The organism is Nocardia cyriacigeorgica GUH-2 (genome assembly GCF_000284035.1).
Taxonomy (GTDB): Bacteria; Actinomycetota; Actinomycetes; order Mycobacteriales; family Mycobacteriaceae; genus Nocardia; species Nocardia cyriacigeorgica_B.
This window is the reverse complement of the sequence record NC_016887.1, coordinates 5,352,481-5,375,709: the sequence shown is the minus strand read 5'-3', so window position 1 is coordinate 5,375,709 and position 23,229 is coordinate 5,352,481. Positions and strand designations below refer to the sequence as shown.

The 23,229-nt window shown below is 68.3% G+C and carries 23 protein-coding genes; 10 read left to right on the top strand and 13 right to left on the bottom strand.

Annotation, left to right across the window (positions count from 1 at the left end):
- The first annotated feature begins 3 nt into the window (after positions 1–3).
- Genes NOCYR_RS24150 through NOCYR_RS24140 form a run of 3 tightly spaced genes read left to right on the top strand, consistent with a single transcriptional unit; the run spans position 4 to position 3,068 of the window.
- Positions 4–1,161, top strand: a complete 1,158-nt coding sequence (locus tag NOCYR_RS24150; protein ID WP_048834426.1) for an MlaD family protein — start codon at positions 4–6, stop codon at positions 1,159–1,161.
- Positions 1,158–2,336 carry an MCE family protein gene (locus NOCYR_RS24145; RefSeq protein ID WP_014353031.1) on the top strand — a complete coding sequence of 393 codons (1,179 nt, stop codon included), beginning with the start codon at positions 1,158–1,160 and terminating at the stop codon, positions 2,334–2,336. Before NOCYR_RS24150 ends, NOCYR_RS24145 begins: the two co-directional genes overlap by 4 nt.
- Positions 2,337–2,348: 12 nt before the next feature.
- Entirely contained in the window at positions 2,349–3,068 is a 720-nt protein-coding gene (locus NOCYR_RS24140; protein ID WP_014353030.1) for a hypothetical protein, read from the top strand.
- 8 nt (positions 3,069–3,076) lie between these two features.
- Here the strand turns inward: NOCYR_RS24140 and NOCYR_RS24135 are convergent, their stop codons facing one another.
- The 8 genes from NOCYR_RS24135 to NOCYR_RS24100 form a co-directional block, all read right to left on the bottom strand.
- Positions 3,077–4,318 carry a TetR/AcrR family transcriptional regulator gene (locus NOCYR_RS24135; protein ID WP_014353029.1) on the bottom strand — a complete coding sequence of 414 codons (1,242 nt, stop codon included), beginning with the start codon at positions 4,316–4,318 and terminating at the stop codon, positions 3,077–3,079.
- Between the two features lie 188 nt (positions 4,319–4,506).
- Complete coding sequence (locus tag NOCYR_RS24130; RefSeq protein ID WP_014353028.1) at positions 4,507–5,754, bottom strand: TetR/AcrR family transcriptional regulator; 1,248 nt, start codon at positions 5,752–5,754, stop codon at positions 4,507–4,509.
- Positions 5,755–5,815: 61 nt separating this feature from the next.
- A complete protein-coding gene (locus NOCYR_RS24125; protein ID WP_014353027.1) occupies positions 5,816–7,759 on the bottom strand; it encodes an acetoacetate--CoA ligase in 1,944 nt (647 codons plus the stop codon).
- A 27-nt stretch (positions 7,760–7,786) separates the two neighbouring features.
- Positions 7,787–8,596, bottom strand: coding sequence for an HpcH/HpaI aldolase/citrate lyase family protein (locus NOCYR_RS24120; protein ID WP_014353026.1), 810 nt, complete (start codon positions 8,594–8,596; stop codon positions 7,787–7,789).
- A complete protein-coding gene (locus tag NOCYR_RS24115; RefSeq protein ID WP_014353025.1) occupies positions 8,593–9,078 on the bottom strand; it encodes a MaoC family dehydratase in 486 nt (161 codons plus the stop codon). The genes NOCYR_RS24120 and NOCYR_RS24115 overlap by 4 nt, the downstream gene beginning before the upstream one ends.
- Entirely contained in the window at positions 9,075–10,235 is a 1,161-nt protein-coding gene (locus tag NOCYR_RS24110) for an acyl-CoA dehydrogenase family protein (RefSeq protein WP_014353024.1), read from the bottom strand. The genes NOCYR_RS24115 and NOCYR_RS24110 overlap by 4 nt, the downstream gene beginning before the upstream one ends.
- A gap of 9 nt (positions 10,236–10,244) precedes the next feature.
- Positions 10,245–12,293 (bottom strand): biotin carboxylase N-terminal domain-containing protein, encoded by a 2,049-nt coding sequence (locus tag NOCYR_RS24105; RefSeq protein WP_014353023.1) that lies wholly within the window; start codon positions 12,291–12,293, stop codon positions 10,245–10,247.
- Between the two features lie 5 nt (positions 12,294–12,298).
- Positions 12,299–13,915 (bottom strand): carboxyl transferase domain-containing protein, encoded by a 1,617-nt coding sequence (locus tag NOCYR_RS24100; RefSeq protein ID WP_014353022.1) that lies wholly within the window; start codon positions 13,913–13,915, stop codon positions 12,299–12,301.
- Positions 13,916–14,008: 93 nt separating this feature from the next.
- On the opposite strand from NOCYR_RS24100, the gene NOCYR_RS24095 reads away from it, so the two are divergent.
- The gene (locus NOCYR_RS24095) at positions 14,009–14,602 is read left to right on the top strand and encodes a TetR/AcrR family transcriptional regulator (protein WP_014353021.1); all 594 of its coding nucleotides are present in this window, start codon (positions 14,009–14,011) and stop codon (positions 14,600–14,602) included.
- A 211-nt stretch (positions 14,603–14,813) separates the two neighbouring features.
- Here NOCYR_RS24095 and NOCYR_RS24090 read toward each other — a convergent pair whose 3' ends face one another.
- The gene (locus NOCYR_RS24090) at positions 14,814–15,560 is read right to left on the bottom strand and encodes a 3-hydroxybutyrate dehydrogenase (protein WP_014353020.1); all 747 of its coding nucleotides are present in this window, start codon (positions 15,558–15,560) and stop codon (positions 14,814–14,816) included.
- An 88-nt stretch (positions 15,561–15,648) separates the two neighbouring features.
- Entirely contained in the window at positions 15,649–17,064 is a 1,416-nt protein-coding gene (locus NOCYR_RS24085) for an MFS transporter (protein WP_014353019.1), read from the bottom strand.
- A 100-nt stretch (positions 17,065–17,164) separates the two neighbouring features.
- On the opposite strand from NOCYR_RS24085, the gene NOCYR_RS24080 reads away from it, so the two are divergent.
- Positions 17,165–18,124, top strand: a complete 960-nt coding sequence (locus NOCYR_RS24080) for a LysR family transcriptional regulator (RefSeq protein WP_048833668.1) — start codon at positions 17,165–17,167, stop codon at positions 18,122–18,124.
- A gap of 8 nt (positions 18,125–18,132) precedes the next feature.
- Here NOCYR_RS24080 and NOCYR_RS29470 read toward each other — a convergent pair whose 3' ends face one another.
- From NOCYR_RS29470 to NOCYR_RS30855, 3 genes are all read right to left on the bottom strand, one after another.
- Complete coding sequence (locus NOCYR_RS29470) at positions 18,133–18,717, bottom strand: hypothetical protein (RefSeq protein ID WP_148280748.1); 585 nt, start codon at positions 18,715–18,717, stop codon at positions 18,133–18,135.
- 172 nt (positions 18,718–18,889) lie between these two features.
- Positions 18,890–19,048, bottom strand: a complete 159-nt coding sequence (locus NOCYR_RS29830) for a hypothetical protein (RefSeq protein WP_158430206.1) — start codon at positions 19,046–19,048, stop codon at positions 18,890–18,892.
- 185 nt (positions 19,049–19,233) lie between these two features.
- Positions 19,234–19,356 carry a hypothetical protein gene (locus NOCYR_RS30855; RefSeq protein ID WP_086008243.1) on the bottom strand — a complete coding sequence of 41 codons (123 nt, stop codon included), beginning with the start codon at positions 19,354–19,356 and terminating at the stop codon, positions 19,234–19,236.
- A 201-nt stretch (positions 19,357–19,557) separates the two neighbouring features.
- On the opposite strand from NOCYR_RS30855, the gene NOCYR_RS24070 reads away from it, so the two are divergent.
- From NOCYR_RS24070 to NOCYR_RS24050, 5 genes are all read left to right on the top strand, one after another.
- Positions 19,558–19,983, top strand: coding sequence for a PPOX class F420-dependent oxidoreductase (locus tag NOCYR_RS24070; protein ID WP_014353016.1), 426 nt, complete (start codon positions 19,558–19,560; stop codon positions 19,981–19,983).
- 14 nt (positions 19,984–19,997) lie between these two features.
- A complete protein-coding gene (gene cobM, locus NOCYR_RS24065) occupies positions 19,998–20,771 on the top strand; it encodes a precorrin-4 C(11)-methyltransferase (RefSeq protein WP_014353015.1) in 774 nt (257 codons plus the stop codon).
- Between the two features lie 145 nt (positions 20,772–20,916).
- On the top strand, positions 20,917–21,453 hold the full coding sequence (locus NOCYR_RS24060; RefSeq protein WP_081505627.1) for a DUF3558 domain-containing protein: 537 nt from the start codon (positions 20,917–20,919) through the stop codon (positions 21,451–21,453).
- An 18-nt stretch (positions 21,454–21,471) separates the two neighbouring features.
- Complete coding sequence (locus NOCYR_RS24055; protein ID WP_048833666.1) at positions 21,472–21,849, top strand: hypothetical protein; 378 nt, start codon at positions 21,472–21,474, stop codon at positions 21,847–21,849.
- Complete coding sequence (locus NOCYR_RS24050; protein WP_014353013.1) at positions 21,849–23,216, top strand: hypothetical protein; 1,368 nt, start codon at positions 21,849–21,851, stop codon at positions 23,214–23,216. The genes NOCYR_RS24055 and NOCYR_RS24050 overlap by 1 nt, the downstream gene beginning before the upstream one ends.
- Positions 23,217–23,229: the final 13 nt, after the last annotated feature.

Here is a 23,229-nt window from a genome sequence, read left to right as displayed (position 1 = left end):
GTGATGATTCGCAGGACAGTGCTGATCCGCCAGGCATTGGGCGCGTGCGCGGTGATCCTCACCGTGGGCGCGGCCACCGGCTGCGGCATCACGGTGGAGAACGTGCCGATGCCCAAACCCGGTATCGGCGGCCCCGGCTACACCATTCGCGCCGCGTTCCGCGACGCGCTGAATCTGCCCGACCGCGCGCACGTGAAGATCGGCGGCACCGATATCGGCGTCGTCACCGATATCTCCACCACCAATTTCATCGCCGACGTGGAAATGCTCATCCGCGACGACATCAAACTGCCGCGCGGCACCACCGCCGAATTGCGCCAGGCCACCCCGCTCGGCGACATCTTCATCGCGATGACGCTGCCACCGGCCACCCCGGAAACCGAACTGCTGCAACCCGGCGACATCATCGGCACCGACCACACCGGCGCAGGCGCCTCGGTGGAAGAGCTCATGGTGTCGGTGTCGATGCTGATCAACGGCGGCGGGCTCAATCAGGCCGCCGAGATCACCGCGCAGATGGATTCGATGTTCGGCGGCCGCGCACCCCAGCTGGCACACATGATCACCGAACTCACCAGCGTGCTCGCCGCGCTCAATGCCCGCACCGGCGATATCGACAGTGTGCTGTCGGGGGTGAATGTGCTCACCGGTGAACTGGCCGCGCGCAAGGCCGAGTTGGGTCAGGCCGCCGATACCTTCCCCGGACTGCTCGGATTGGTGGCCGAGAACAATCGCGATATCTCGGCGCTGATCAACAAGGTGTCGGTGACCATGGCCGCGCTGGGCGATTTCACCAACACCACCGGCGAGGATTTCGTGAGCCTGTTCGACAGCATCCAGCAGCTGATGTCGGGCTTCACCCAGATGGGTGGCGATCTCGGGCAGCTGCTCGAGCGGTTCCATTCCATCTATCCGTCGCTGGAAGCCACGCTGGAAGGCCCGACGCTGGCCGTCGCGGCGACGGTGTCGTACCTGAGCGTCGGCGCGTTGACCGATCCCACCGGCAGCCGGTTGCCCGAGGTCGGCGATGTACCGGCGTTCATCGGCAGCCTCGCGCAGGTGATCCAGAAGGTGATCGGCCGGGTCACCAGCCCGCCGCAGCCGGTGCCCGGACAGCCGGCGCCCGCGCCGCAGCCGGCCCCGCAAGGTGGTGAGCGGTGAATATCCCGCTGTGGAATTACCTGGTTCGCCGCCGCGTGGCGGTCGCGAACCTCGGGCTGGTGGTGATCCTCGTGCTCGGCTCCTGGTACCTGGGTGCCGAGGTGCTGCGGATCAACCCGCTGCCCAACAGCTACGCGGTGACCGTCGAGCTGCGTGGTTCCGGTGGCCTGCTGCCGGGCAACGACGTCACCTTCCGTGGCACCCGGGTCGGCCGGGTCAGCGATGTACGAGTCACCGAGACGGGGATCGCGGCGGTAGCCGAGATCGACTCGTCGGCCAAGATCCCGGTGGGCGGCACGGTCGCCGTCGGCCGGCTGTCCGCGGCGGGTGAGCAGTATCTCGACTTCCGGCCCGACGCCGATTCCGGCCCCTATTTGCAGGACGGCGCGGTGGTGGACATGGCCCACACCTCGACGCCGGTGTCGGTGCAGTCGGTGCTGACCAATGTCAGCGGACTGATCGGCGGGCTCAACCCGGAGCGGCTCACCGTCATCGTCAACGAGCTGGACAAGGCACTGGCGGGTGGCCCGGATCGGTTGCGCAACATGATCTCCGGGATCAGCCGGGCCATGGCCGGGCTCAACGAGCTGCTGCCGCAGACCCGTCAGCTGATCGAGAATCTCGGCGTCATCGCCGAGACCACCTCGCACGCCCAGCCCGACCTGACCACCCTCACCACCGGCGCGGGCGCGCTGTTCGACCAGCTCACCGCCGCTGACCAGGAGGTGCGCCGGTTCCTGGACCTGGCGCCCGATCAGCTCGCCACCCTCGGCGGGTTCGTGCAGGCCACCGAGGACCCGATCACCAACCTGGTCACCAACTTCGTCGCCATCACCAAAGCGGCCAAGCTGCGCGCCCCCGCCATCGCCGCGCTCTTCCCCGCGCTGCGCGAAGGCTCGGCCGCCATCGGCATTCCCGCCCACGACGGCGCCTACCACACCCTTGTGGACCCGTGGCCGCGCCCGACCTGCGAATACGACACCATCCCCGTCGTCCCCACCAATGCGACCACCGACACCCGGGTGCGTCTCTACAACTACTGCATCACCAACGACCCGGCCTTGCAGATCCGCGGCTCCGCCAACGCGCCGCGCCCGAATGTCCCCGACAACACCGCGGGCCCACCGCCCGGCGCAACCGGCAACGAACTCTCCCGCCCGATCCCCGGCAGATAGGACCGAAACAGTATGAGCACCAACGAAACTGACCCTGCCGCCAAGGATGCGGTGAACGTGCTGAGCGTCGCGGTCGAGCGCACCGCGCCGAACCTGTCGAAGACCACCGACGCCACCCCCGGCGACATCGATTCGGAGGTGACCACAGCGGAGACGGTCACCGGATCGCGCAAGCGCCCCCTACGTCGACTGTCCGCGGTGCTCGCCCACCGCGACGGCCAGCGCCCCGGCATGCGCGTCCTCGCGGCCCGGTGCGCGGTGGCATTGCTGCTGGTCGCCGGTGCCGCGTCCACCCTGTACTTCTACATGCAGGATCGTGACAAGGAAGCGGTGCTGGCCGCGCAGGAGGAAGCCCGCCAGGCCGCCTGCGCGTACGCACCCGTGCTGGCCAACTACGACGCCAAGAATCTCGACCCGTATTTCAGCGCGGTGCTCGACGGCGCCACCGGCGATTGGCGCAAGCAGTTCGAAGCCACCAGCCAGGAACTGCGGGAGGTGCTCGCGCAGGGGCAGGTGGTATCGGCGGCCAGCGATGTGCAGTGCGCGATCAAGTCCGGTGATCAGACCTCGGCGGAGGCCATCGTGGTGATTGGCCAGACCATCACCAGCCTCGGGACCCAGGGACAGCCCGCCCCTGGCCAGCTGTCGATGGTGATGCGGATGGAGAAGTCCGGCGACCGCTGGCTGGTCAACGATATGAACGCCCCGCTGGCGCCCTCACCGCAACCCTGACGGCGGGTTCACCGCCCGAACAGCACCTGCCGCATCAGCGCGGCCACCCGCCGGCGTGAACAGGCCGGGTCCACCGAGCCGAACCGCTGCCCGAGATCGACCACCATGGCCAGCGCGGCGTGCACCAGCACCCGTGCGGCCGCGGCGGCGAGCTCGGGCCGCACCGCCATCAACAGCTTGGCCCACTCTTCGACGTTGAGCCGCTGGATGTTTCGCAGCACGGTGCGTTCCTCGGCGGGCACATTGCTGATCTCGGCGTAGTAGACGAAGGTCAGCTCGCGTTCGGCGAAGGAGCCGTCGACGAACAGATCGATGAGGGTGTACAGCGCCTGTTCGGGCCCATCGGATCCGGCGACGGCGGGCCCGATGGCGGCCGAAACCCGGTCGGCCGCACGGCGAAACGCGGCGGCCAGGATATCGCCCTTGCCGCGATAGAACCGGTACACCGCCGAGGAGGCGGGCAGTCCGGCGGCGGTCGCGATGTCCTCCACGCTCACATTCGGGTAGCCGCGCTCATGGAACAGTTCCACCGCGCGCACCAGCAGCAGTTCGTGTTTGAAGGTCAGCGGGATCTCGCGCGCGGTCGTGGTCTCGGTGGCCTCGCCGGGGGCGGGCAGCCGGGTGTCGGCCAGCGCGCGGCAGGCGGTGCCCAGCTGCTCGGTCAGCGAGCGCACCGGAATCGCCACGTGATGGTCGCCGATGCTGCTCAGCACGCTCAGCAGCGCCGCCGTGAGCACCGCGCGGTCGCGTCCGGGCAGTTCGGGACGGTATTCGCCGAGGGTTTCGCGCAGCGCCCCATCGACCACGGTGAGCTGGTCGTGCAGCAGGGCGGCGTCCTCGGGTTCGAGGTAGCGTCGTTGCCAGCGCAACAGCGCGGCGCTGCGCCGGTTGACGATGGAGGCGTCGATCAGCGCGTCCAGCTCGTGTTCGAGCCGCTGCCGCGCCGGCCACCCGCGCGCTTCCTCGGGCAGCCGCACCGCTTCCACGCTCAGCCGGCCCAGCCGCATCGTCTCCTCCCGAAACAGCGCGTATTTGCTGGGGTAGTGGCGGTACAGCGCGGTCGAGGAGATATCGAGGCGCGAGGCGATGTCCTCCATGCTGACCCCGTGGTAGCCGAGCGAGCCGAAGGCTTCGGCCGAGGCCGCGGCGATCTGCGCGCGCCGGTCACGCGGGCGGCGGCGCACCGCCCGAGTCCCGGTGGTCTCGTCCGCGGTCGTCTCCCGCGTCGAGCGGCGATTCCGGGCTCCCATGCGGCGATGATAGCCCGGCGAAGCCCTCGCTCATGTGCACTTTCTCCCCGAGCGGGAGAAGTGAATTAGAAATCACAAAAGGCCCTGTAACGACTACTATTGCCGCACAGATAGTAAGAATGCGCCGTAACATACGCTGAGCCGAGCGGGCAGCGCCGAGCCCGGCCGGACCACGGGATGAGCGGGAATCAGACCTCGGCGCGGCGCCCGAACAGCACGATCTGCATCAGCGCCGCCACCCGCCCCTGCGAGGCGATCGGCGCAGTACCGAACGACCGCCCGAGATCCACGACCAGGGCGAACGCGGCGTGCACCAGGAACCGCGATTCGGCAGGCGCGAGGTCGGGACGCACCTCGCGCACCAGCCGCGCCCACTCCTCGACGCTGAGCCGCTGGATATTGCGCAGCACCGTGCGCTCCTCGGCGGGCACGTGGGTGAATTCGGTGTAATAGACGAAGGTCAGCGCCCGTTCGGTGAACGAGCCCTCCACGTACTGGTCGATCAGCGATACCAGCGCCGCCTCGGCGCTGTCGGCCGACGCGACCGCCGGGCCGATCGCGCTCGAAACCCGTTCGGCCGCACGGCGGAACGCCGCCGCCAGCAGATCGCTCTTACCGCGATAGAACCGGTACACCGCCGACGCCGCCGAGAGTCCGGCCGCGGTCGCGATGTCCTCCACGCTGACGTTCGGGTAGCCGCGATCGTGGAACAGCTCGACCGCCTTGCGCAGCAGCAGCTCGTGCTTGAACGAATCCGGGATCTCCGCCGCCGCAGCGGGTTCCACCGCATCGCCGACGGCGGGCAGCTCGGCCTGCGCGATATCCCAGCAGGCCGAGGACAGCAGGCGGGCAAGCGATTTCGCGGGCAGGGTGGCGTGATGGTCGGCGATGCTGGTGATGGTGCTCAGCATGGCCGCGCGCAGCACCCGCACATCGTCGTCGTCGAGTTCGGGGCGCAGCGCGTGCAGCTCGGTTCCGAGTGCGTCGACCACGGTGGCCTGCTGTTCGTCGAGCAGCTGCGAATCCTCGGGCTCGAGGTAGCGGCCCTCCCAGCGCACCAGGGTGACGCTGGGCCGGTTGTCGATGGTGGCGGTGATGAGCGCGTCGAGCACCTGACGCAGCCGCTGCTCCGGGGTGGCCTCGGCAGCGGCCTCGGGTAGGTGCACCGATTCGGTCATGGCCCGGCCCACCCGCAGCAGCTCCTCCCGGAACAGGGCGTACTTGCTGGGGTAGTGCCGGTACAGCGCGGCCGAGCTGATGCCCAGGCCCGACGCGATGTCCTCCATGCTGACACCGTGGTAGCCGAGGGAGCCGAACGCGGCGGCGGCGGCCGCGGCGATCTGGGCTCGCCGGTTCTTCGGCCTGCGCCGGATTTCGCGTGGCGCCGAGTCGCCGTTGCTCTTCGCACGCACGGTACGGCGATTGTCGACACTCATTCCGACATGGTATCGCCCGGTAACCAGCGGCAATGTGGCGCTCCCCGGCGTGAGTCGTGGATCACCTGTTGCCCGGCGGACGAATCCGCGCGTACCAGTCGAGCAGATCGGGGTCGTCGACGGCGCTGCGCTCCACGACGCGGGCCGGATCGGCGCCTTGGAACAGCTTCTTGATCGGCACCTCGAGCTTCTTACCGGTGCGGGTGTGCGGCACGGCGGGCGCGGCCAGGATCTCGTCGGGTACGTGTCGCGGCGAGACCTCGGTGCGGATGACATTCTTGATCCGCTCGGCCAGCTCATCGGTGAGTTCGACGCCGGGCGCGGGCACCACGAACAGTGGCATCCAGTAGCCGCCGTCGGGTTGTTCGGCGCCGATCACCAGCGCCTCGGCCACCTCGGGCAGCCGCTCGACGGCCTGATAGATATCGGCGCTGCCCATCCGGATGCCGTGCCGGTTGAGCGTGGAATCAGAGCGACCGTGCACCACGATGGAACCGTGCTCGGTGATGGTGATCCAGTCGCCGTGGCGCCACACACCGGGATAGGTGTCGAAATAGGCGTCGTGGTAACGCTTTCCGCCCGGGTCGTTCCAGAAACTCACCGGCATGGACGGCATCGGCCGGGTGACCACCAGCTCGCCCACCTCACCGCGCACCGGATTGCCGGACTCGTCGTAGGCGTCCAGTGCCACACCCAGATACGGCGCCGACAGCTCACCGGGCCACACCGGCACCGTGCGCACACCGCCGATGAACGCCGACACCACATCGGTGCCGCCGCTGATCGAGGAGATCGGGATCTGCGCGCCGACGTTGTCGCGCAACCACAGTGCCGACGACGGCGGCAGCGCCGAACCGGTGATGCCGATCATCCGCAATGCCGACAGGTCGTGCTCGTCCTTGGGCACCGAACCGGCCTTGATGCAGGCCAGTACATAGCCGGGGCTGGTGCCGAGTACTGTCGCGCGCACCTTCGCCGCGATCCGCCACAGCGCGTCCGGCTCCGGATAGGTGGGGCTGCCGTCGAAGCAGACGATGGTCGCCCCGGCGAGCAGCCCGGCCACCTGGAAGTTCCACATCATCCAGCTCGGGCTGGTGTACCAGAAGAACGTGTCGTCGGGCCCGATATCCGATTGCAGCGACACCGCTTTCAGATGTTCGAGCAGCACGCCGCCGTGACCGTGCACGATGCCCTTGGGCAGGCCGGTGGTGCCGGAGGAGAACACGATCCACAGCGGGTGGTCGAAGTCGACGGCCTCGGTCTCGATGACCAGATCGGTGGCACTGACAGCGTCGTCCCAGGCCAGCGTGTCCGGCACGGCGAGCCCGAGCCGCGAGACGACGACGGTGTCGCGCACACTCGACAGCCCGGCGCGCAACTGCTCGATATCGGCGCGCTTGTCGTGCGCCTTACCGCCGAAGCGGTAGCCGTCGGCGGTGACCAGCACCGTCGGTTCGAGCTGGCCGAGCCGGTCGAGGGCGGCCTTGGCGGTGTAGTCCTGCCCGCACGCACTCCACACCGCGCCGACGGCCGCCGTGCCGAGGAACGCGATCACAGCCTCCGGGATGTTCGGCAGATATCCGGCCACCCGATCACCGGGTTTCACCCCGAGCGAGCGCAGTGTCCGCGCGAATGCGGCGGTGCGGTCGATCAATTCGGCCCAGGAGACCTCGGTGACCTCCTCGCCGCCGTCGCCGAGCGCCACGATCGCCGGACGGTCGGAGCGGGCCTGCCGCACCACCTGATCCACATAGTTCAGCCGGGTGCCGGGAAACCAGCGCGCGCCTGGCATGGACTCCTCGGCCAGTACCTCGCCGGCGATCTCACCGAGGTCGAAGTAGTCCCACAGCGCATGCCAGAAACCCGGCAGGTCCCGCACCGACCACTGCCACAGCGCGCTGTAGTCGGGGGTGGGGACGCCGGTGCGGGCGGTGACGAAGCGGGCGAAATCGGTGATCTTCGCCTCGGCGATCTCCCGATCGGTGGGCACCCACTGTGGCTGCATCGTGGTTCTCCTGGCTCGGTGTGTGGATCAGCGGCGGGCGCGCCGGACGACCTGTTCGGCGTGCCGCAGAACGGGTGCGTCGACCATGCGGCCCTGGTAGGCGAAGACACCGCGATGCCGCGGCGCCTCATCGAGAACCCCACGCGCCCAAGCGAGTTCGTCCTCGGTGGGGGCGTAGGCGTCCCGGATGACGGGCACCTGGCTCGGATGAATGGCCACCTTGACGTCGAATCCGACGGCCACCGCATCCTCGGTCTCGGCCCGCAAACCGTCCAGGTCGGCGATGTTCAGGTACACCGAATCCAGCGCAAGCCGGCCGTGCGCCTTGGCCGCCAGCAGCGCCGTCGAGCGGACATGCCGGACGACGTCGCGGTAGCTGCCGTCGGCGTGCCTGCTGGCCGCGCCGCCGAGGCCGGCCACCAGATCTTCGGCACCCCACATCACGCCGATGGTGTTGTCGGCGGCCGCGGTGCGCGTCACCTCCAGCGCGCCCAGCGGCGATTCGATCAGCACGATCACCTCATACGTCGACAACGCCGCCAGCTGGGCGGTCGATTCGCATTTGGGCAGCATGATCCGCCGGTAGCCGGTGTCGATCAGCGCGGCCAGGTCGTGGCGGTGCTCATCGGTGCCCGCGGCGTTGACCCGCACGATCGTGGTCTCCGGGTCCAACGGCGTCTCGACCAGCGCCTTCCGCGCCGCGGACTTGTCGGCGGCGGCGACCCCGTCCTCCAGGTCGAGGATCACCACATCGGCCGCCGCGGCCGCCTTGGCGAAGCGTTCGGGCCGGTCGGCCGGGCAGAACAGCCAGGCCGGGCCGCTCATCTGCCACGTCATGCCGACTCCGGACGCAGCCGGACCAGCGTCTTCCTGGTGGCGGTCGCCACCACGTCGCCGTGCTGGTTGCGGGCGGTGTGCGCGAAGCTGACGATGCCCTCGCCCGGCCGCGATTTCGAGACCCGCTTGTCGGTGACGACGGTCTCGGCGTAGAGGGTGTCGCCGTGGAACAGCGGCTTCGGGAAGGCGATATCGCCGAAGCCGAGGTTGGCCACCAGCGTGCCCTGCGTCAGCTGCGCCACCGACAGCCCCACCAGCGTCGACAGCGTGAACATCGAATTCACCAGTCGCTGGTTGAACGGCGGCTGGGTTTCGCTGAACGCGGCGTCCAGGTGCAGTGCCTGGGCGTTCATCGTCAGCGTGGTGAACAGGACGTTGTCGGCCTCGGTGATGGTGCGCCCGGGGCGGTGCTCGTAGACCACATCGGTCTCGAACTCCTCGAACCACAGCCCCCGCTGGACGACGCGGCGTAGCTCGCTCACAGGCCGAGCTCCCGTGCGATCAACATCAACTGCACCTCCGTCGTGCCCTCGCCGATCTCCAGGATCTTGCTGTCGCGGTAGTGCCTGGCCACAGGGTATTCGTTCATGAAGCCGTAGCCGCCGAAGATCTGGGTGGCGTCGCGGGCGTTGTCCATGGCCGCCTCACTGGAGATGAGCTTGGCGATCGAGGCCTGCTTCTTGAACGGCTTGCCCGCCAGCATCAGCGCGGCCGCGTCGTAGTAGGCGGCGCGGGCGGTGTGCGCGCGGGCCTCCATCCGGGCGATCTTGAAGGCGATGGCCTGGTTGGTGCCGATGGCCCGGCCGAAGGCCTCGCGCTCCTTGGCGTAGCGCACGCTCTCGTCCACACAGCCCTGCGCCACACCGGTGGCCAGCGCGGCGATGGCGATGCGGCCCTCGTCGAGAATGCGCAGGAAGTTCGCGTAGCCGCGGCCGCGTTCGCCGAGCAGGTTCTCCTGCGGCACCCGCACATCGGTGAACGAGAGCGGATGGGTGTCGGAGGCGTTCCAGCCGACCTTGTTGTAGGCGGGTTCGGCGACGAAACCGGGGGTGTCGGTGGGCACCAGGATGGTGGAGATCTCCTTCTTGCCGCCCGTTTCGCCGGTCACCGCCGTCACTGTCACCAGGCTCGTGATGTCGGTGCCGGAGTTGGTGATGAACTGCTTGCTGCCGTTGATCACCCAATCGCCGCCGTCGGCGACCGCGGTGGTGCGGGTGCCGCCCGCGTCGCTGCCCGCGCCCGGTTCGGTGAGGCCGAACGCGGCCAGGTTGCGTCCGCTGGTGAGCTGGGGCAGCCACTGCTGCTTCTGCTCCTCGGTGCCGAAGCGGTAGATCGGCATGGCGCCCAGCGAGACACCGGCCTCGAGGGTGATGGCCACGCTCTGGTCGATCTTGCCCAGTTCCTCGAGCGCGAGGCACAGCGCGAAGTAGTCGCCGCCCATGCCGCCGTACTCCTCGGGGAACGGCAGTCCGAACAGGCCCATCTCGGCCATGCCCTGGACGACCTTGTACGGGAAGGTGTGGTTGGCGTCGTGTTCGGCGGCGACCGGCGCGACGACCTGGTTGGCGAAATCGCGGACGGTGAGCGCGAGGTCGCGGTACTCGTCGGGAAGGGTTCCGGTGGAAAGGAAGTCGGTCATCGTGTGGTCCTATCGGTCAGAAGCCGGTGCGGCAGTGGGGGAGTCGGTCGGCTCGGCAGGGGCGGCGGCGTGGATCCTTGCGAGCACCTGGTCCAGACTCACCTGATCGCCGGGCCGTACCAGCACTTCGACGGTGCCCGCGCTCGGTGCGGTCAGCGAATGCTCCATCTTCATCGCTTCCACCACCACGACGGGCGCGCCCGCGGCCACCTCGGCGCCGGGTTCGACCGGCACCGCGATTACCGAACCGGGCATGGGGCTGCGGATTTCGGCGTCACCGAGATCGGCCTCGCCCGCGCGGACGTTGACCTCGGCCACCTCACGCAACGAGCAGACGCCGAACGGTCCCGCGACCCACAGCCGGCCGTCGTGTTCGGCCAGCCGGTAGTCGCGGCGCAGGTCGTCGACGGTGATCGTCAGCAGACCCGGCGCGGTGAGTTCGGCGGACACCGAGGCCGGCGAACCGTCGTCGCCCACCCGCAGTTCCGCTGCCGCCGGGGCCCCGGTCAGGTAGACGTGTTCGGTGCGGTTGCCGCCCTCGAGCCGGATCGAGGTGGGCGCGGCCGACCCGACCCGCCAGCCGGTCGGCTGATCCCACGGATCGGCGGGCCCGGCAGGCCAGCGGCGCAGCCAGTGATAGACCGCGGCGGCGGCGAACGCCTCGTCGGGCACGGGCGCCGGGGTGAAGTCGACGGCCCTGCGGTCCAACAGCGCGGTATCCAGGCGTCCGGCCACCACATCGGGGTCTTCGAGCAGGAGCCGCAGGAACTCGATATTGGTGGTCACACCGAGCACCACGGTCTCGCCCAGCGCCCGGTCCAGCGCCGCCAGCGCGGCCGCGCGGTCGGGACCGTGCGCGATCACCTTCGACAGCATCGGGTCGTAATCGCTGCCGACGACGGTGCCGACCCGCAACCCCGAATCCACCCGAACGCCCTTGCCGCTCGGCTCGGCCAGATCGACCACGGTGCCGCCGGTGGGCAGGAAGCCGCGCCCCGGATCCTCGGCGTAGACGCGCGCCTCGACGGCATGGCCGACGAGCCGGATGTCCTCCTGCGCCAAGGTGATCCGCTGTCCGGCCGCCACCCGCACCTGGCATTCGACCAGGTCCACACCGGTCACCATTTCGGTCACCGGATGCTCCACCTGGAGCCGGGTGTTCATCTCCATGAAGAAGAACTCGTCCGGACGGTCGGCCGAGACGATGAATTCCACCGTGCCCGCGCCGACGTAATCGACGCTGCGCGCGGTATTGCAGGCCGCCGCGCCGATCCTGGCCCGGGTGGCCGCGTCCAGCAGCGGCGAGGGCGCCTCCTCGATCACCTTCTGGTGCCTGCGCTGCAAACTGCATTCGCGTTCGCCCAGATGCACCACGTTGCCGTGCTGGTCGGCCAGGATCTGCACCTCGATATGGCGCGGCCGGGTGACGAACCGTTCGATGAACAGGGTGTCGTCGCCGAACGCCGCGGCGGCCTCGCGCCGGGCGCTGACCAGCGCGGCGGGCAGCTCGGCCGGTTCGTGCACCAGCCGCATGCCCTTGCCGCCACCACCGGCGGACGGCTTGACCAGCACCGGATAGCCGATCTCGGTGGCGGCCGCGATGAGCGCGTCGTCATCGAGTCCGGGCTCGGCGATACCGGGCACCACCGGCACGTCGAAGGCCGAGACGGTGTTCTTGGCGGTGATCTTGTCGCCCATCACCTCGATCGCCTTGGCGGGCGGGCCGAGGAACACGATGTCCTTGTCGGCCAGCGCGGCGGCGAACGCGGCGTTCTCGGACAGGAATCCGTAACCGGGGTGCACGGCCTGGGCGCCGGTGCGCACGGCGGCGTCGACCACCTTGGCGATATCGAGATAGCTCTCGCGCGCCGGCGCCGGACCCAGCCGCACCGACACATCGGCCTCGCGGACGTGCCGGGCCCCGGCATCGGCATCGCTGTAGACCGCGACCGAGCGGATGCCCATCGCGCGCAGCGTGCGGATGACGCGCACCGCGATCTCGCCGCGATTGGCGACCAGGACGGTGTCGAAACCGACGGGATGATTCGTATTCAGCATTCTCATCACATCCGGAAGACGCCGTAGGAGACAGGTTCCAGCGGAGCCTGCGCACACACCGAGAGGGCAAGTCCGAGCACGGTTCTGGTGTCGGCGGGGTCGATGACGCCGTCGTCCCACAGCCGCGCGGTGGAGTAGTAGGGGTTGCCCTGCCGCTCGTACTGCTCGCGGATCGGGGCCTTGAACGCCTCCTGGTCCTCGTCGGTCCAGGGCTTACCGCTGCTGTCGAGCTGATCGCCACGCACCGTCGACAGCACCGAGGCGGCCTGCTCGCCACCCATCACCGAGATCCGGGCATTGGGCCACATCCACAGGAACCGCGGTGAATACGCGCGGCCGCACATGGAGTAATTGCCCGCGCCGTAGGAGCCGCCGATGACGACCGTCAGCTTCGGCACCCGCGCACAGGCCACTGCGGTCACCATCTTCGCGCCGTGCTTGGCGATGCCGCCGGCCTCGTAGTCGCGGCCGACCATGAAGCCGGTGATGTTCTGCAAGAACAGCAGCGGAATCTTTCGCTTGTCGCACAGTTCGATGAAATGCGCGCCCTTCATGGCGGATTCGCTGAACAGCACGCCATTGTTGGCGACGATGCCGACCGGGTGGCCGTGGATGTGGGCGAAGCCGGTGACCAGGGTCTTGCCGTATTCGGCCTTGAATTCGTGGAAGCCGCTGCCGCCGCCGGGATCGCCGTCGACGATGCGGGTGATCACCTCGCGCACGTCGTAGGGGGTGCGCAGATCGACCGGGACCACGTCGTAGAGCTCCTCGGCCGGGGCGGCGGGCTCCACCGGAGTGCGCACCTCCCACGGGCTTTCGGGCCGCGGGCCGAGAGTGCTCACGATGCGCCGGACGATGCGCAGCGCGTCCTGATCGTCGTCGGCGAGATGGTCGGTGACGCCGGAGGTGCGCGAATGCAGCGCGCCGCCGCCGAGTTCCTCCGCGGTGACCACCTCACCGGTGGCCGCCTTCACCAGCGGCGGGCCGCCCAGGAAGATGGTGCCCTGATCGCGCACGATCACCGCTTCATCGCTCATCGCGGGCACATACGCCCCGCCCGCGGTGCACGAACCCATCACCGCCGCGATCTGGGCGATGCCCTTGGCGCTCATGGTGGCCTGGTTGTAGAAGATCCGGCCGAAGTGCTCGCGATCGGGGAACACCTCGTCCTGATGCGGCAGGTACGCCCCGCCCGAGTCGACCAGGTAGACGCACGGCAGATGGTTCTGCAACGCGACTTCCTGGGCGCGCAGATGCTTCTTCACCGAGAGCGGGTAGTAGGTGCCGCCCTTGACCGTCGCGTCATTGGCGACGATCACGCATTCGCGCTCCGACACCCGGCCGATGCCGGTGATGACGCCCGCGCCGGGGCATTCGTCGTCGTACATGCCGGTCGCGGCCAGCGGGGACAGTTCGAGGAACGGGCTGCCCGGGTCGAGTAGCTGATCCACCCGCTGACGTGGCAGCAGTTTGCCGCGCGCGATATGGCGCTGCCTGGCCTTCTCCGGACCGCCGAGCGCGGTCGTGGCGAGCCGGGCACGCAGATCGGCGACCAGCGCCTGATGCGCCGCGTAGTTGTCGGAGACCGCAGCGCTCGCGCGCGGGTCCTGGGTCATCGTCATCACGCCATCCTGCCGGTCAGTTAATCGCTGATAACTGGAATACAGGTTAATCTTGACTAACCGAGTTGTCCAGACCGGCTGGGAGGAGCGCCGATGACCGGCACGGAAACCGGCATGCTCACGCGCCGTGAACAGCAGAAAGCCGAGCGCAGGCGGCAGTTGCTCGATGCCGGCGCCCGGCTCATCGCCGACCGCGGCTTCCTCGGCATGCGCCTCGACGACCTGGGCGCGGCCGTCGGCATCAGCGGGCCCGCGGTGTACCGGCACTTCCCAAACAAGGAAGCCCTGCTGGTCGAACTGCTGGTCGGAGTCAGCCGCCGGCTGTTCGAAGGCGGTGAGGCCGTGGTCGCCGACGCTTCCTCGCCCGGCGAAGCGCTCGGCAAGCTGGTCGACTTCCACCTCGATTTCGCGCTCGGTGAGCCGGAGCTGATCCGCATCCAGGACCGCGACCTCGACAACGTCCCCGAACCCGCACGGCGCGAAGTGCGCCGGTATCAGCGCCGCTACGTCGAGATCTGGGTGGGTGTGCAGCGCGAATTGCATCCCGGACTGGCCGAGGACGCGGCGCGGGTCAAGGCCCACGCCGCATTCGGTTTGATGAACTCCACCCCGCACAGCGCGACCCCGGCGACGGCCGCCCGCGCTCGGGCGATTCTGCGGGAGATGGCGATCGCGGCTCTGAGCTGATCGGGGCGGCCGATGGACGCCGTGCTCGATCCGGCCGGAGCAGGTGTGCCGGATGCGGCGCTGGTCGCCGGGCCGTACCTGGCTGTGGCCGTTGTGCCGGATCGGCCCCCTCATAGCGCCGACCCGGCACGTCGGTTGCCGGTCCGTGCGGCGCGACCGCTGGGCTCACCCAGGTGGACTTGCCGCGACCCCGCGCACCGCGACCGAGCGCTCACCGGGCGCTCCAACCCCCGTCCATGGTGTAGGACGCGCCGGTGACCATGCCCGCGTCCGGCCCGGCCAGCCAGGCGGTGAGCGCGCCCACCTCTTCCGGTTCCACCAGCCGTTTGATCGCGCTCTCGGTGAGCAGAATCCGTTCCAGCACTTCACTTTCCGCGATCCCGTGGGTGCGGGCCTGGTCGGCGATCTGCTTGTCGACCAGGGGAGTGCGCACGTACCCCGGGTTGACGCAGTTGCTCGTCACCCCGTGCCTGCCACCTTCCAGCGCGGTCACCTTCGAGATGCCCTCCAAGGCGTGCTTGGCGGCCACATAGGCCACCTTGTACTCCGAGGCGCGCAGCCCGTGCACCGAGGAGATGTTCACGATCCGGCCGAAGCCCTGCTCGTACATGTGCGGCAGCGCGGCCCGGATCAGCAGGAACGGCGCCTCGGCCATCAGCGTCATCAGGGTGCGGAACCGCTGCGGCGCGAACTCGGGGATCGGGTCGATGCTCTGGATGCCGGCATTGTTCACCAGGATCTCGACCTCGAGCGTCAGCTGTTCGAGTTCGCCGACGTCGAGCAGGTCGACGCCCCACGCGGTGCCGCCGATCTCCTCGGCCAGCGCCTTCGCACCGACTTCGTCGATATCGGCGACGGTGACGTGGGCCCCGCGCTGGGCGAGCGCCCGGGCGCAGGCCGCGCCGATCCCGCTCGCCCCGCCGGTCACTAGTGCGCGCTTGCCTTCGAGAGTGCTCATCGCGCCACCGCCCGAATCCGGATCGCCTCGGCGCCGACCTGGCCCGCCGTGTCATCCCGCATCGTGCGGCTCGGCCCGCGTCGGACCGTCATTTCGCCGTCACCGTGGCGGGCGCGGGCGCGGCCACCGTCTTCGCGGACTGCTCGGCTTCGTTCGCCAGGTTCGCCGCATCGGCCGAGTCGATCTCGGCCAGATCCAGCCCACTGGTCTCCCGGGCCACGATCACCGCGACGGCGGTCAGCGCGCAGGCCCCGGCCAGGTACCAGGCGATCGGCACCGAGGAGTCGAAGGTGTCCAGCAGCCGCACCGCGATGATCGGGGCCAGCGAACCCGCGACGATCGAGGTCACCTGGTAGCCGAGGGAAACACCGGAGTACCGCATCCGGGTCGGGAACATCTCCGCCATGATCGCCGGCTGCGCCGCGTACATCAGCGCGTGGAACAGCAGGCCGATGATGATCGCGGCCAGGATCACCGCGTTGTGCCCGCTGTCCATCATCGGGAAAGCGAAGAAACCCCAGGTGCCCGCGGTGATCGCGCCGACCAGATACACCGGACGCCGTCCGAACCGATCGCTGAGCCTGCCGACCATCGGGATCGCGAAGAAGTGGATAGCGTGCGCGATCAGCAGCCACCACAGGATGGTGTCGGTATCCAGATCGACCTGCACCTTCAGGTAGGTGATGGTGAACGTGACGACCAGGTAGTACATGATGTTCTCGCCGAAGCGCAGCCCCATCGCGGTGAAAACCCCACGCGGGTAACGCTTGAGCACCTCCACCACGCTGAACGAGGTGGCGCGGGCCTTCTCGGCCTCCTGCTGCGCGGCGACGAAGATCGGCGCGTCGGTGACCTTGGTGCGCACGTAGTAGCCGATCAGCACCACCACCGCCGACAGCCAGAACGCCACTCGCCAGCCCCAGCTCAGGAACGCCGCGTCCGACAGCGTGGAGGTCAGCGCCAGCAGCACCACCGTGGCCAGCAGGTTGCCCGCCGGCACACCGGCCTGCGGCCAGCTCGCCCAGAATCCGCGGCTGCGGTTGGGGCTGTGCTCGGCCACCAGCAGCACCGCGCCACCCCATTCACCGCCGACGGCGAAGCCTTGGATGAACCGCAGGATCACCAGCAGCGTCGGCGCCAGATACCCGACCTGGCCGAAGGTGGGCAGACAGCCCATCAGGAACGTCGCCGCGCCCACCAGCAGCAGGCTGAACTGGAGCAGCTTCTTGCGTCCGTACTTGTCACCGAAGTGCCCGAAGACGACGCCGCCGAGCGGACGGGCCGCGAAGCCCACCGCGTAGGTGACGAATGCCGCCAGGATCGCGTCGAGGTCGCTGGTGGTCTCGGCGAAGAACACCTTGCTGAACACCAGGGTGGCGGCGGTGCCGTAGAGGAAGAACTCGTACCACTCGACCACCGTGCCCGCCATCGACGCGGCGACCACTCTTCGTAGTCCGGTCGGTACTCCCTTGTCGTCGGTCTTCGCCGCGTCGTGCACGCTCATCGTCGAAACTCCCTCATCATCGCGACCGCATCACTGATCGAATGTGATGGCCGCCACAGGCCATGACGATGAGTATCAGTGCACATGGTTGTCGTCGGCAATGGCCAGATGCGCAGGGTATGTCTGCAAAAATGCAGAAATGAATGCGTCCGCTCCCGGCCCGGCCCGGCGTCCCAGCGCCGATGATCTGCTGGTTCTGCTGGCCGTCGGGCGGTCGGGACGCTACGTCACCGCGGCGAACGAGCTGGGCATCAACCACACCACCATCGCCCGCCGCATCGCCGCGCTGGAGCAGGCCCTCGGCGGGCGCGTGCTCACCCGCTCGGCCGGCGGCTGGGAGCTGACCGAACTCGGCCGTACCGCGCTGGTCGCGGCGGAGACCATCGAGACGGCCGTCAAGTTCATGGCCGGTCCGCGGGGGCAGCGCGAGCTGGAGGGCGTGGTGCGGATGTCGGCGACCGACGGTTTCAGCGCCTATCTCGCCGCGCCCGCCGCCGCCCGGGTGCGGCGCGAGCATCCGCGGGTGGCGGTCGAGATCGTGGCGACCACCCGGCGCGCCTCCCAGCAGCGGTCCGGATTGGATATCGAAGTGGTGGTGGGCACACCACAGGTGCAGCGCGCCAAGGCGATTCGGCTCGGCGACTACTGCCTCGGCCTCTACGGCTCCCGCGACTACCTGGCCGAGCGCGGAACGCCGGCGAGCATCGCCGACCTGCACGGCCATCCGCTGGTCTACTTCATCGACTCCATGCTCCAGGTGGACGATCTGGACCTGGCCTCCAGCTTCGTCCCCACCCTGCCCGAGTCGGTGACCTCCACCAACGTCTTCGTCCACGTCGAAGCCACCCGCGCCGCCGCGGGACTGGGCCTGCTGCCGTGTTTCATGGCCGACCGCCACGACGACCTGGTCCGCGTCCTGCCCGAGGCGGTGGCCGTCCGGCTGTCGTATTGGCTGGTGGCCCGGCCGGAAACGTTGCGCCGCCCGGAAGTGGCGGCGCTCGTCGAGGCGCTGGTGCAGCTGGTCCGTGAGCAGCAGCCGGCTCTGCTCGGCAAGGGTTGACCCCCGCCCTATGGCAGATGCCCGCTCCGGTACCACTCGACGACCGACCGCGCGGCGTGTGCGCGATCGGTGCCGGACACGACCACGGTGTACCAGGTGGCGAGCCCGTGCAGTCCGTTGACCGAGCACTCGTAGCCGATCCGGTGCGCCAGCCCGCGCACCCAGCGCAGTGCCCGGGTCCGCTCGTCGGCGGACGTCTGCCCGATTTCGCACACGATGAGCAGCCGTCGCGCGCCGATCGCGAGCGCGGATGTGGTTGCCATTCCGCATAGTTGGCGTTCGACCGAGCGTTCGCGGCGGATGCGGTCGAACATGCGTATGACGCCCGCGTTGCTCGTGCGGTCGCGGAAGAGGAATTCGATCATCGACCGGTCCGCGATGACGATGGTGGAGGGGGTGGTTGTCGCGAGATCGGTGGTGCGCGTGTTGGGTGCACCGGTTGCGGTCGTCGCGCGGGATCCGGTTGCCGCGCTGGGGCCGGTCGCCGTGCTTGCCGTGCTAGGCGTGCTCGCATCGCTAGGCTCGCTAGGCCCGCTCGCATCGCCCGACGCGGACGGGCTCGCGCCATCGCGTTGCCCGTCCACATGCGGCATCCTGGCCATCTGCCGTGAAATATGCGGTGCCCCACCGTAACTCGCTACCACGCCCTGCCGGCGGAACTCCGCGGCAACCGCGTCGAGCAGGCGGCCCGGTCGTCCGATGACGACCGGCGACCGAGCCGCCCTCGCCGGCGAGCACCGTTGCCCCAGTGCCGACGTCACCCCGCTACGGTTCATCTTCGTCGCGATCACGGCTACCGTCCTCCTCGGCTCGGATGTGTGGACCTCGGGCGTCGAACATCTCCTTGATCCGGGCCTTGATCTCGGCGGTGCTGAAGCTCGACCCGCGGTCGGTCCTTCGGTCCGCGATTCCGGAGGTAGTCATGCTTTCTCCTGAAATAGTTCCGGTCGGCTGGGATCGCGAGCTCGAATTTTTTCGCGCAGCAGAAAACCAGGCCGTGAAAAGGATGGAAAAACCCGACGGTCCGAAAATGGGAGGTGTGTCGGGACGGTGCCGGATCGAAAAGATCCGTAAAAGTCGGGCGGCGTGCCCGAGCGGTGAAAAGTGGCTCAGCCCTTGCGCTTCCGCACGATCACCGAGGTATCCGCCTCCCGCTCCCGCTTCGCGGCCCGGCGCTCCTTGATCGTGGTCGCAGATTTCTTCAACGACTTACCACGGGATTTATCAGCCATTGTCGCTCCTACTTTCGAAGTTCCAACTGACCTCGACCATACGTCAGAAAAAAATAAAAGCCAGTCCGCTCGCGCGCCCCCGCGGCACACCTCGCCGAGAGCTACAGGAGCGAGGGGTCTACTCGGCGTTTGCCTCGCTCATGTGACGCTCGGCAGGCCAGGTTGGGCGGCTGGGCGGGGCGAGCGGCTTAGGGTGGGGTGATGGCGACGTTGTCGGATCCGAGGGTGCGTGAGTTTCTGACCGAGGGCACGCGGACGGCCAAGGTGGCGTTCACGGCGGGCGACGGGCGGCCGGTGGTCGTGCCGGTGTGGTTCATCGTCGAGGGCGAGGAGCTGGTGTTCAACACGGGCAAAACCTCGGCCAAAGGCAAGGCGCTGGCGCGTGACAACCGGATCGCGGTGTGCGTGGATCTCGAGCAGCAGCCGTATGCGTTCGTGCAGGTCCAGGGCACCGCGACGCTGTCGGAAGACCTCGATGAGCTGGTGCGCACCGCCACCGCGATCGGCGGCCGCTACATGGGCGCCGACCGGGCCGAGGAATTCGGCAAACGTAATGGTGTGCCCGGGGAGCTGGTAGTGCGGGTGCGGCCACACAAGGTCATCGCGGCGTTCGATATGACCGGCTGAATAGACTCACCCGCATGACCGTGCATTTCATCGGCGCCGGCCCCGGCGCCGCGGACCTGCTGACCGTCCGCGCGGTCGAACTGCTCAGCACCTCACCGGTCTGCCTGTACGCCGGCACCTACCTCGACCCCGAGGTGCTCGCCCATTGCGCACCCGGCACCGAACTGATCGACACCCAGCGCCTGGACCTCGACCAGATCATCGCCCACTTGGTCAGCGCGCACGAGTCCGGCCGCGACGTCGCCCGCCTCTGCTCCGGCGACCCGTCGATCTATTCGGCCCTCACCGAACAAACCCGCCGCCTCGACGCGCACGGCATCCCCTGGGACGTCACCCCCGGCGTCCCCGCCTACGCCGCCGCGGCCGCCATCCTCGGCACCGAACTCACCGTCCCCGAAGTGGTGCAATCGGTCGTCCTCACCCGCACCCAGGCCCGCTCCACCGCCATGCCCGAATCCGAGGCCCTGGCCGAATTCGCCCGTACTGGAGCAACTCTCGTCCTCCACCTCGCCATCACCCGCATCCGGACCCTGGCCGCCGAGCTGACCGAATTCCACGGATCCGACTGCCCCGCCGCGGTCGTCTACCGAGCCAGTCAACCCGAACAACTGGTTCTGCGCGGCACCCTCGCCGACATAGCCGACCAGGTCGAAGCCGCCGGCCTCCGCCAAGCCGCCGTCATCCTCGTCGGCCGAGCCCTCGAAACGGGGATTTCCTGCGCAGAATCCCATTTGTACGACCCGGGGCGGGACCGGAGTTCCAGCGGATCCGGATCGCTCGGGCAGTAGCACTGGTATTTCGGCATCACCGCAGGTAGATGGCACCTGTGAGCCAAGCGTCGGCGGCTGTCGGGGTCGGCATGTGCCCTGTTCGCCAACTGGTCGTCTGCTAAGGTCGGTGGGTCCTGAGCCGTCACAGGTCGAAAGGGTGGGGATGGCGCGCCGAATCAAGATGATGCTGCTTGCGGGTGTTGTTGTGCCCGGGGTCGTGGCGTGTGGGGGGAGCACGGAGGGGGCGCCTACGGCGGAGGGGAGTGCGACCAGTACGGAGTCTGTCGCGCTGTTCGATCCTTGCACCGGAATCCCGGACGACGCTCTGAGCGTCGCCGGGGTTATTCCGACCACAGAGGAGAGCGGCCTCGGGGGCAACCACCAGGACGGGTGGGAGATTTGCACCTGGGCGGGGAAGAAGTACTTCATCACCGTGTTCTCCACCGGGAAAACCGCGCAGGAATTCGAAGAAAAACCTGGAAACGTCGAGTTTCGGGATGTCGTTGTCGCTGGTCGCAGTGGGCGGCAGTTCAAGGTTGAGGGGGCATCGAAAGATCTCGGCTGCGATGTGCTGTTTCCCGCTGAGCAGGGAGTCGTGCAGCTCCGAGTGTTCAATCGATATGGCCTGGATGATCTCGAAGACCCGTGCGCTGTCCTGACTCGGGTTGGAGAGTCGATCGTGCCTACGTTTCCGAACTGATTCAGCAAGGGGAGGGCAATGAGCGAGGACGCAGCGCTATGGGACGGCTTGGCCGGCCAGGCGAGAGCAGGGGAGCTTTACCTAGATGATGAGCAGGCAGCTCTAGCCTGCGCGAAGGCCTGTGACCAACACCTTGCGGATCTTCAGGCGCTGATGGCGCTGACGGCGGCGACGCAGAACGTCTCCGGCTTCGGCCAGTTCAAGATGGCCGATGTTTTGGTCAAGAAATTCCTGGCCCAAGCAACCGGCGAGGACCGCTCGATCGAGGCCGTGATTCGCGAACACATCCAAGTCGTCACAGACATGCGCGAGGTCTTCGCCCTCTCCTTCAAACGCATCACCGGCCAAGACATCGAGAACACCGCCACCATTACCGCTGCCGGGCAGGTGCCCTGATGCAGATCTCCTTCCAGCCATCGCAACTGGGAATCCTCAGCTGGGATTTCGGCCAGATGGCGTCGAATGTTGGCGTCGCGATCACCGATTTCATTGCCGGCGAAGACCTTCAGCCGGAAGTCAATGCCGCGGATGTACAGAACAAGTACAACACCCAGCGGGACGGGGTCCGGGCCAAAGCTGGCGAGATCGGGTTCCAGGGTGACTTCCGTCCGCCGCAGGTCTTGGACGAGGACGAATTCGAGGCCGACGATGTCGCCACGCTGCGGGCCAAGGTCGACCAGATCAATATCAAGGCTGTCAGCGATCTGGTTTCGGCATGGAACACCATCGGCGATCGCGCCAAAACCACTCTCGACACCTTCAATACCGCGATGCAGCGCGCCACCGATGAGAGCATCTGGAAAGGCGCTTCTCGTGACGCAGCGCTGGGGGGTGTGCGCGACTACGTCACCAAGTCCGCGCAGCTCGTCAATTCGGCCAAGCTGACTTCCAGCAAGCTCGCCGAACTCCAGACCGGTCTCGAACCCACCCTCGCGCTGGTTCCGCATGCACCCGAGCACCGCAGTGGTGTCGACAATGCGCGTGCCTGGGTTGCGGGCCGCGGTTGGCGCAATGACGATGTCGCCAGTCACAACGCTAAAGTCGAGGCTGTCCGCGTCCTCACCACGGTGTATGCCCCGGTGATCCGGGAATCCGACACCGGCGTGCCGTACATTCCGCGCCCGCACAACCCGCTGTCGAACGACAACGACAACGGCAATGGGAACGGCAACGGCAACGGCAACGGAAATGGCAATGGAAGCGGCAATGGCGGCGGTACCGGAAACGGTGGCGGCACGTCGGTAGAGCCGCAGCAGCCCACGGAAACCGGTGGCGAGGAGACCGGCACCGAGGAGCAGGACCCGTCGACCACCGCCGCGAGCACCGATACCGGCACCACGACCCCACAGTCCACGACACCCGCGGGCACATCCACCACGCCCGCGTCGACCTCGACCTCCGGCTTGCCCGGTGGTGCGGCGACGACCGGATTCCCTGGTCGCGGCGGCGGATCCGGTGGCCGCGGTTCGGGTTCGGGCGGCTCGGGCGGTTCCGCGCCGGGACTCGGTCGATCCTTGCCCGGCGGTCAGGGTTCGGGCGGCGCTGCGGCCAACCCCGCCGCGGCCCGCGCCGGTGCGGGTACCGGTGGTCTCGGCCGCGCCGGTATGCCGGGCATGATGTCGCCGGGCGCGCGTGGCGGTAATTCCTCCGAGGAGGAGTCGACCAAGGGTGTGCCGGATTACCTGATCAATCAGGAGAACGGCAACGAGCTCACCGGTCTCGATTCCATGGCCAAAACGGTGCCGCCGGTCATCGGTGAGTAAGACGAGATTCTCG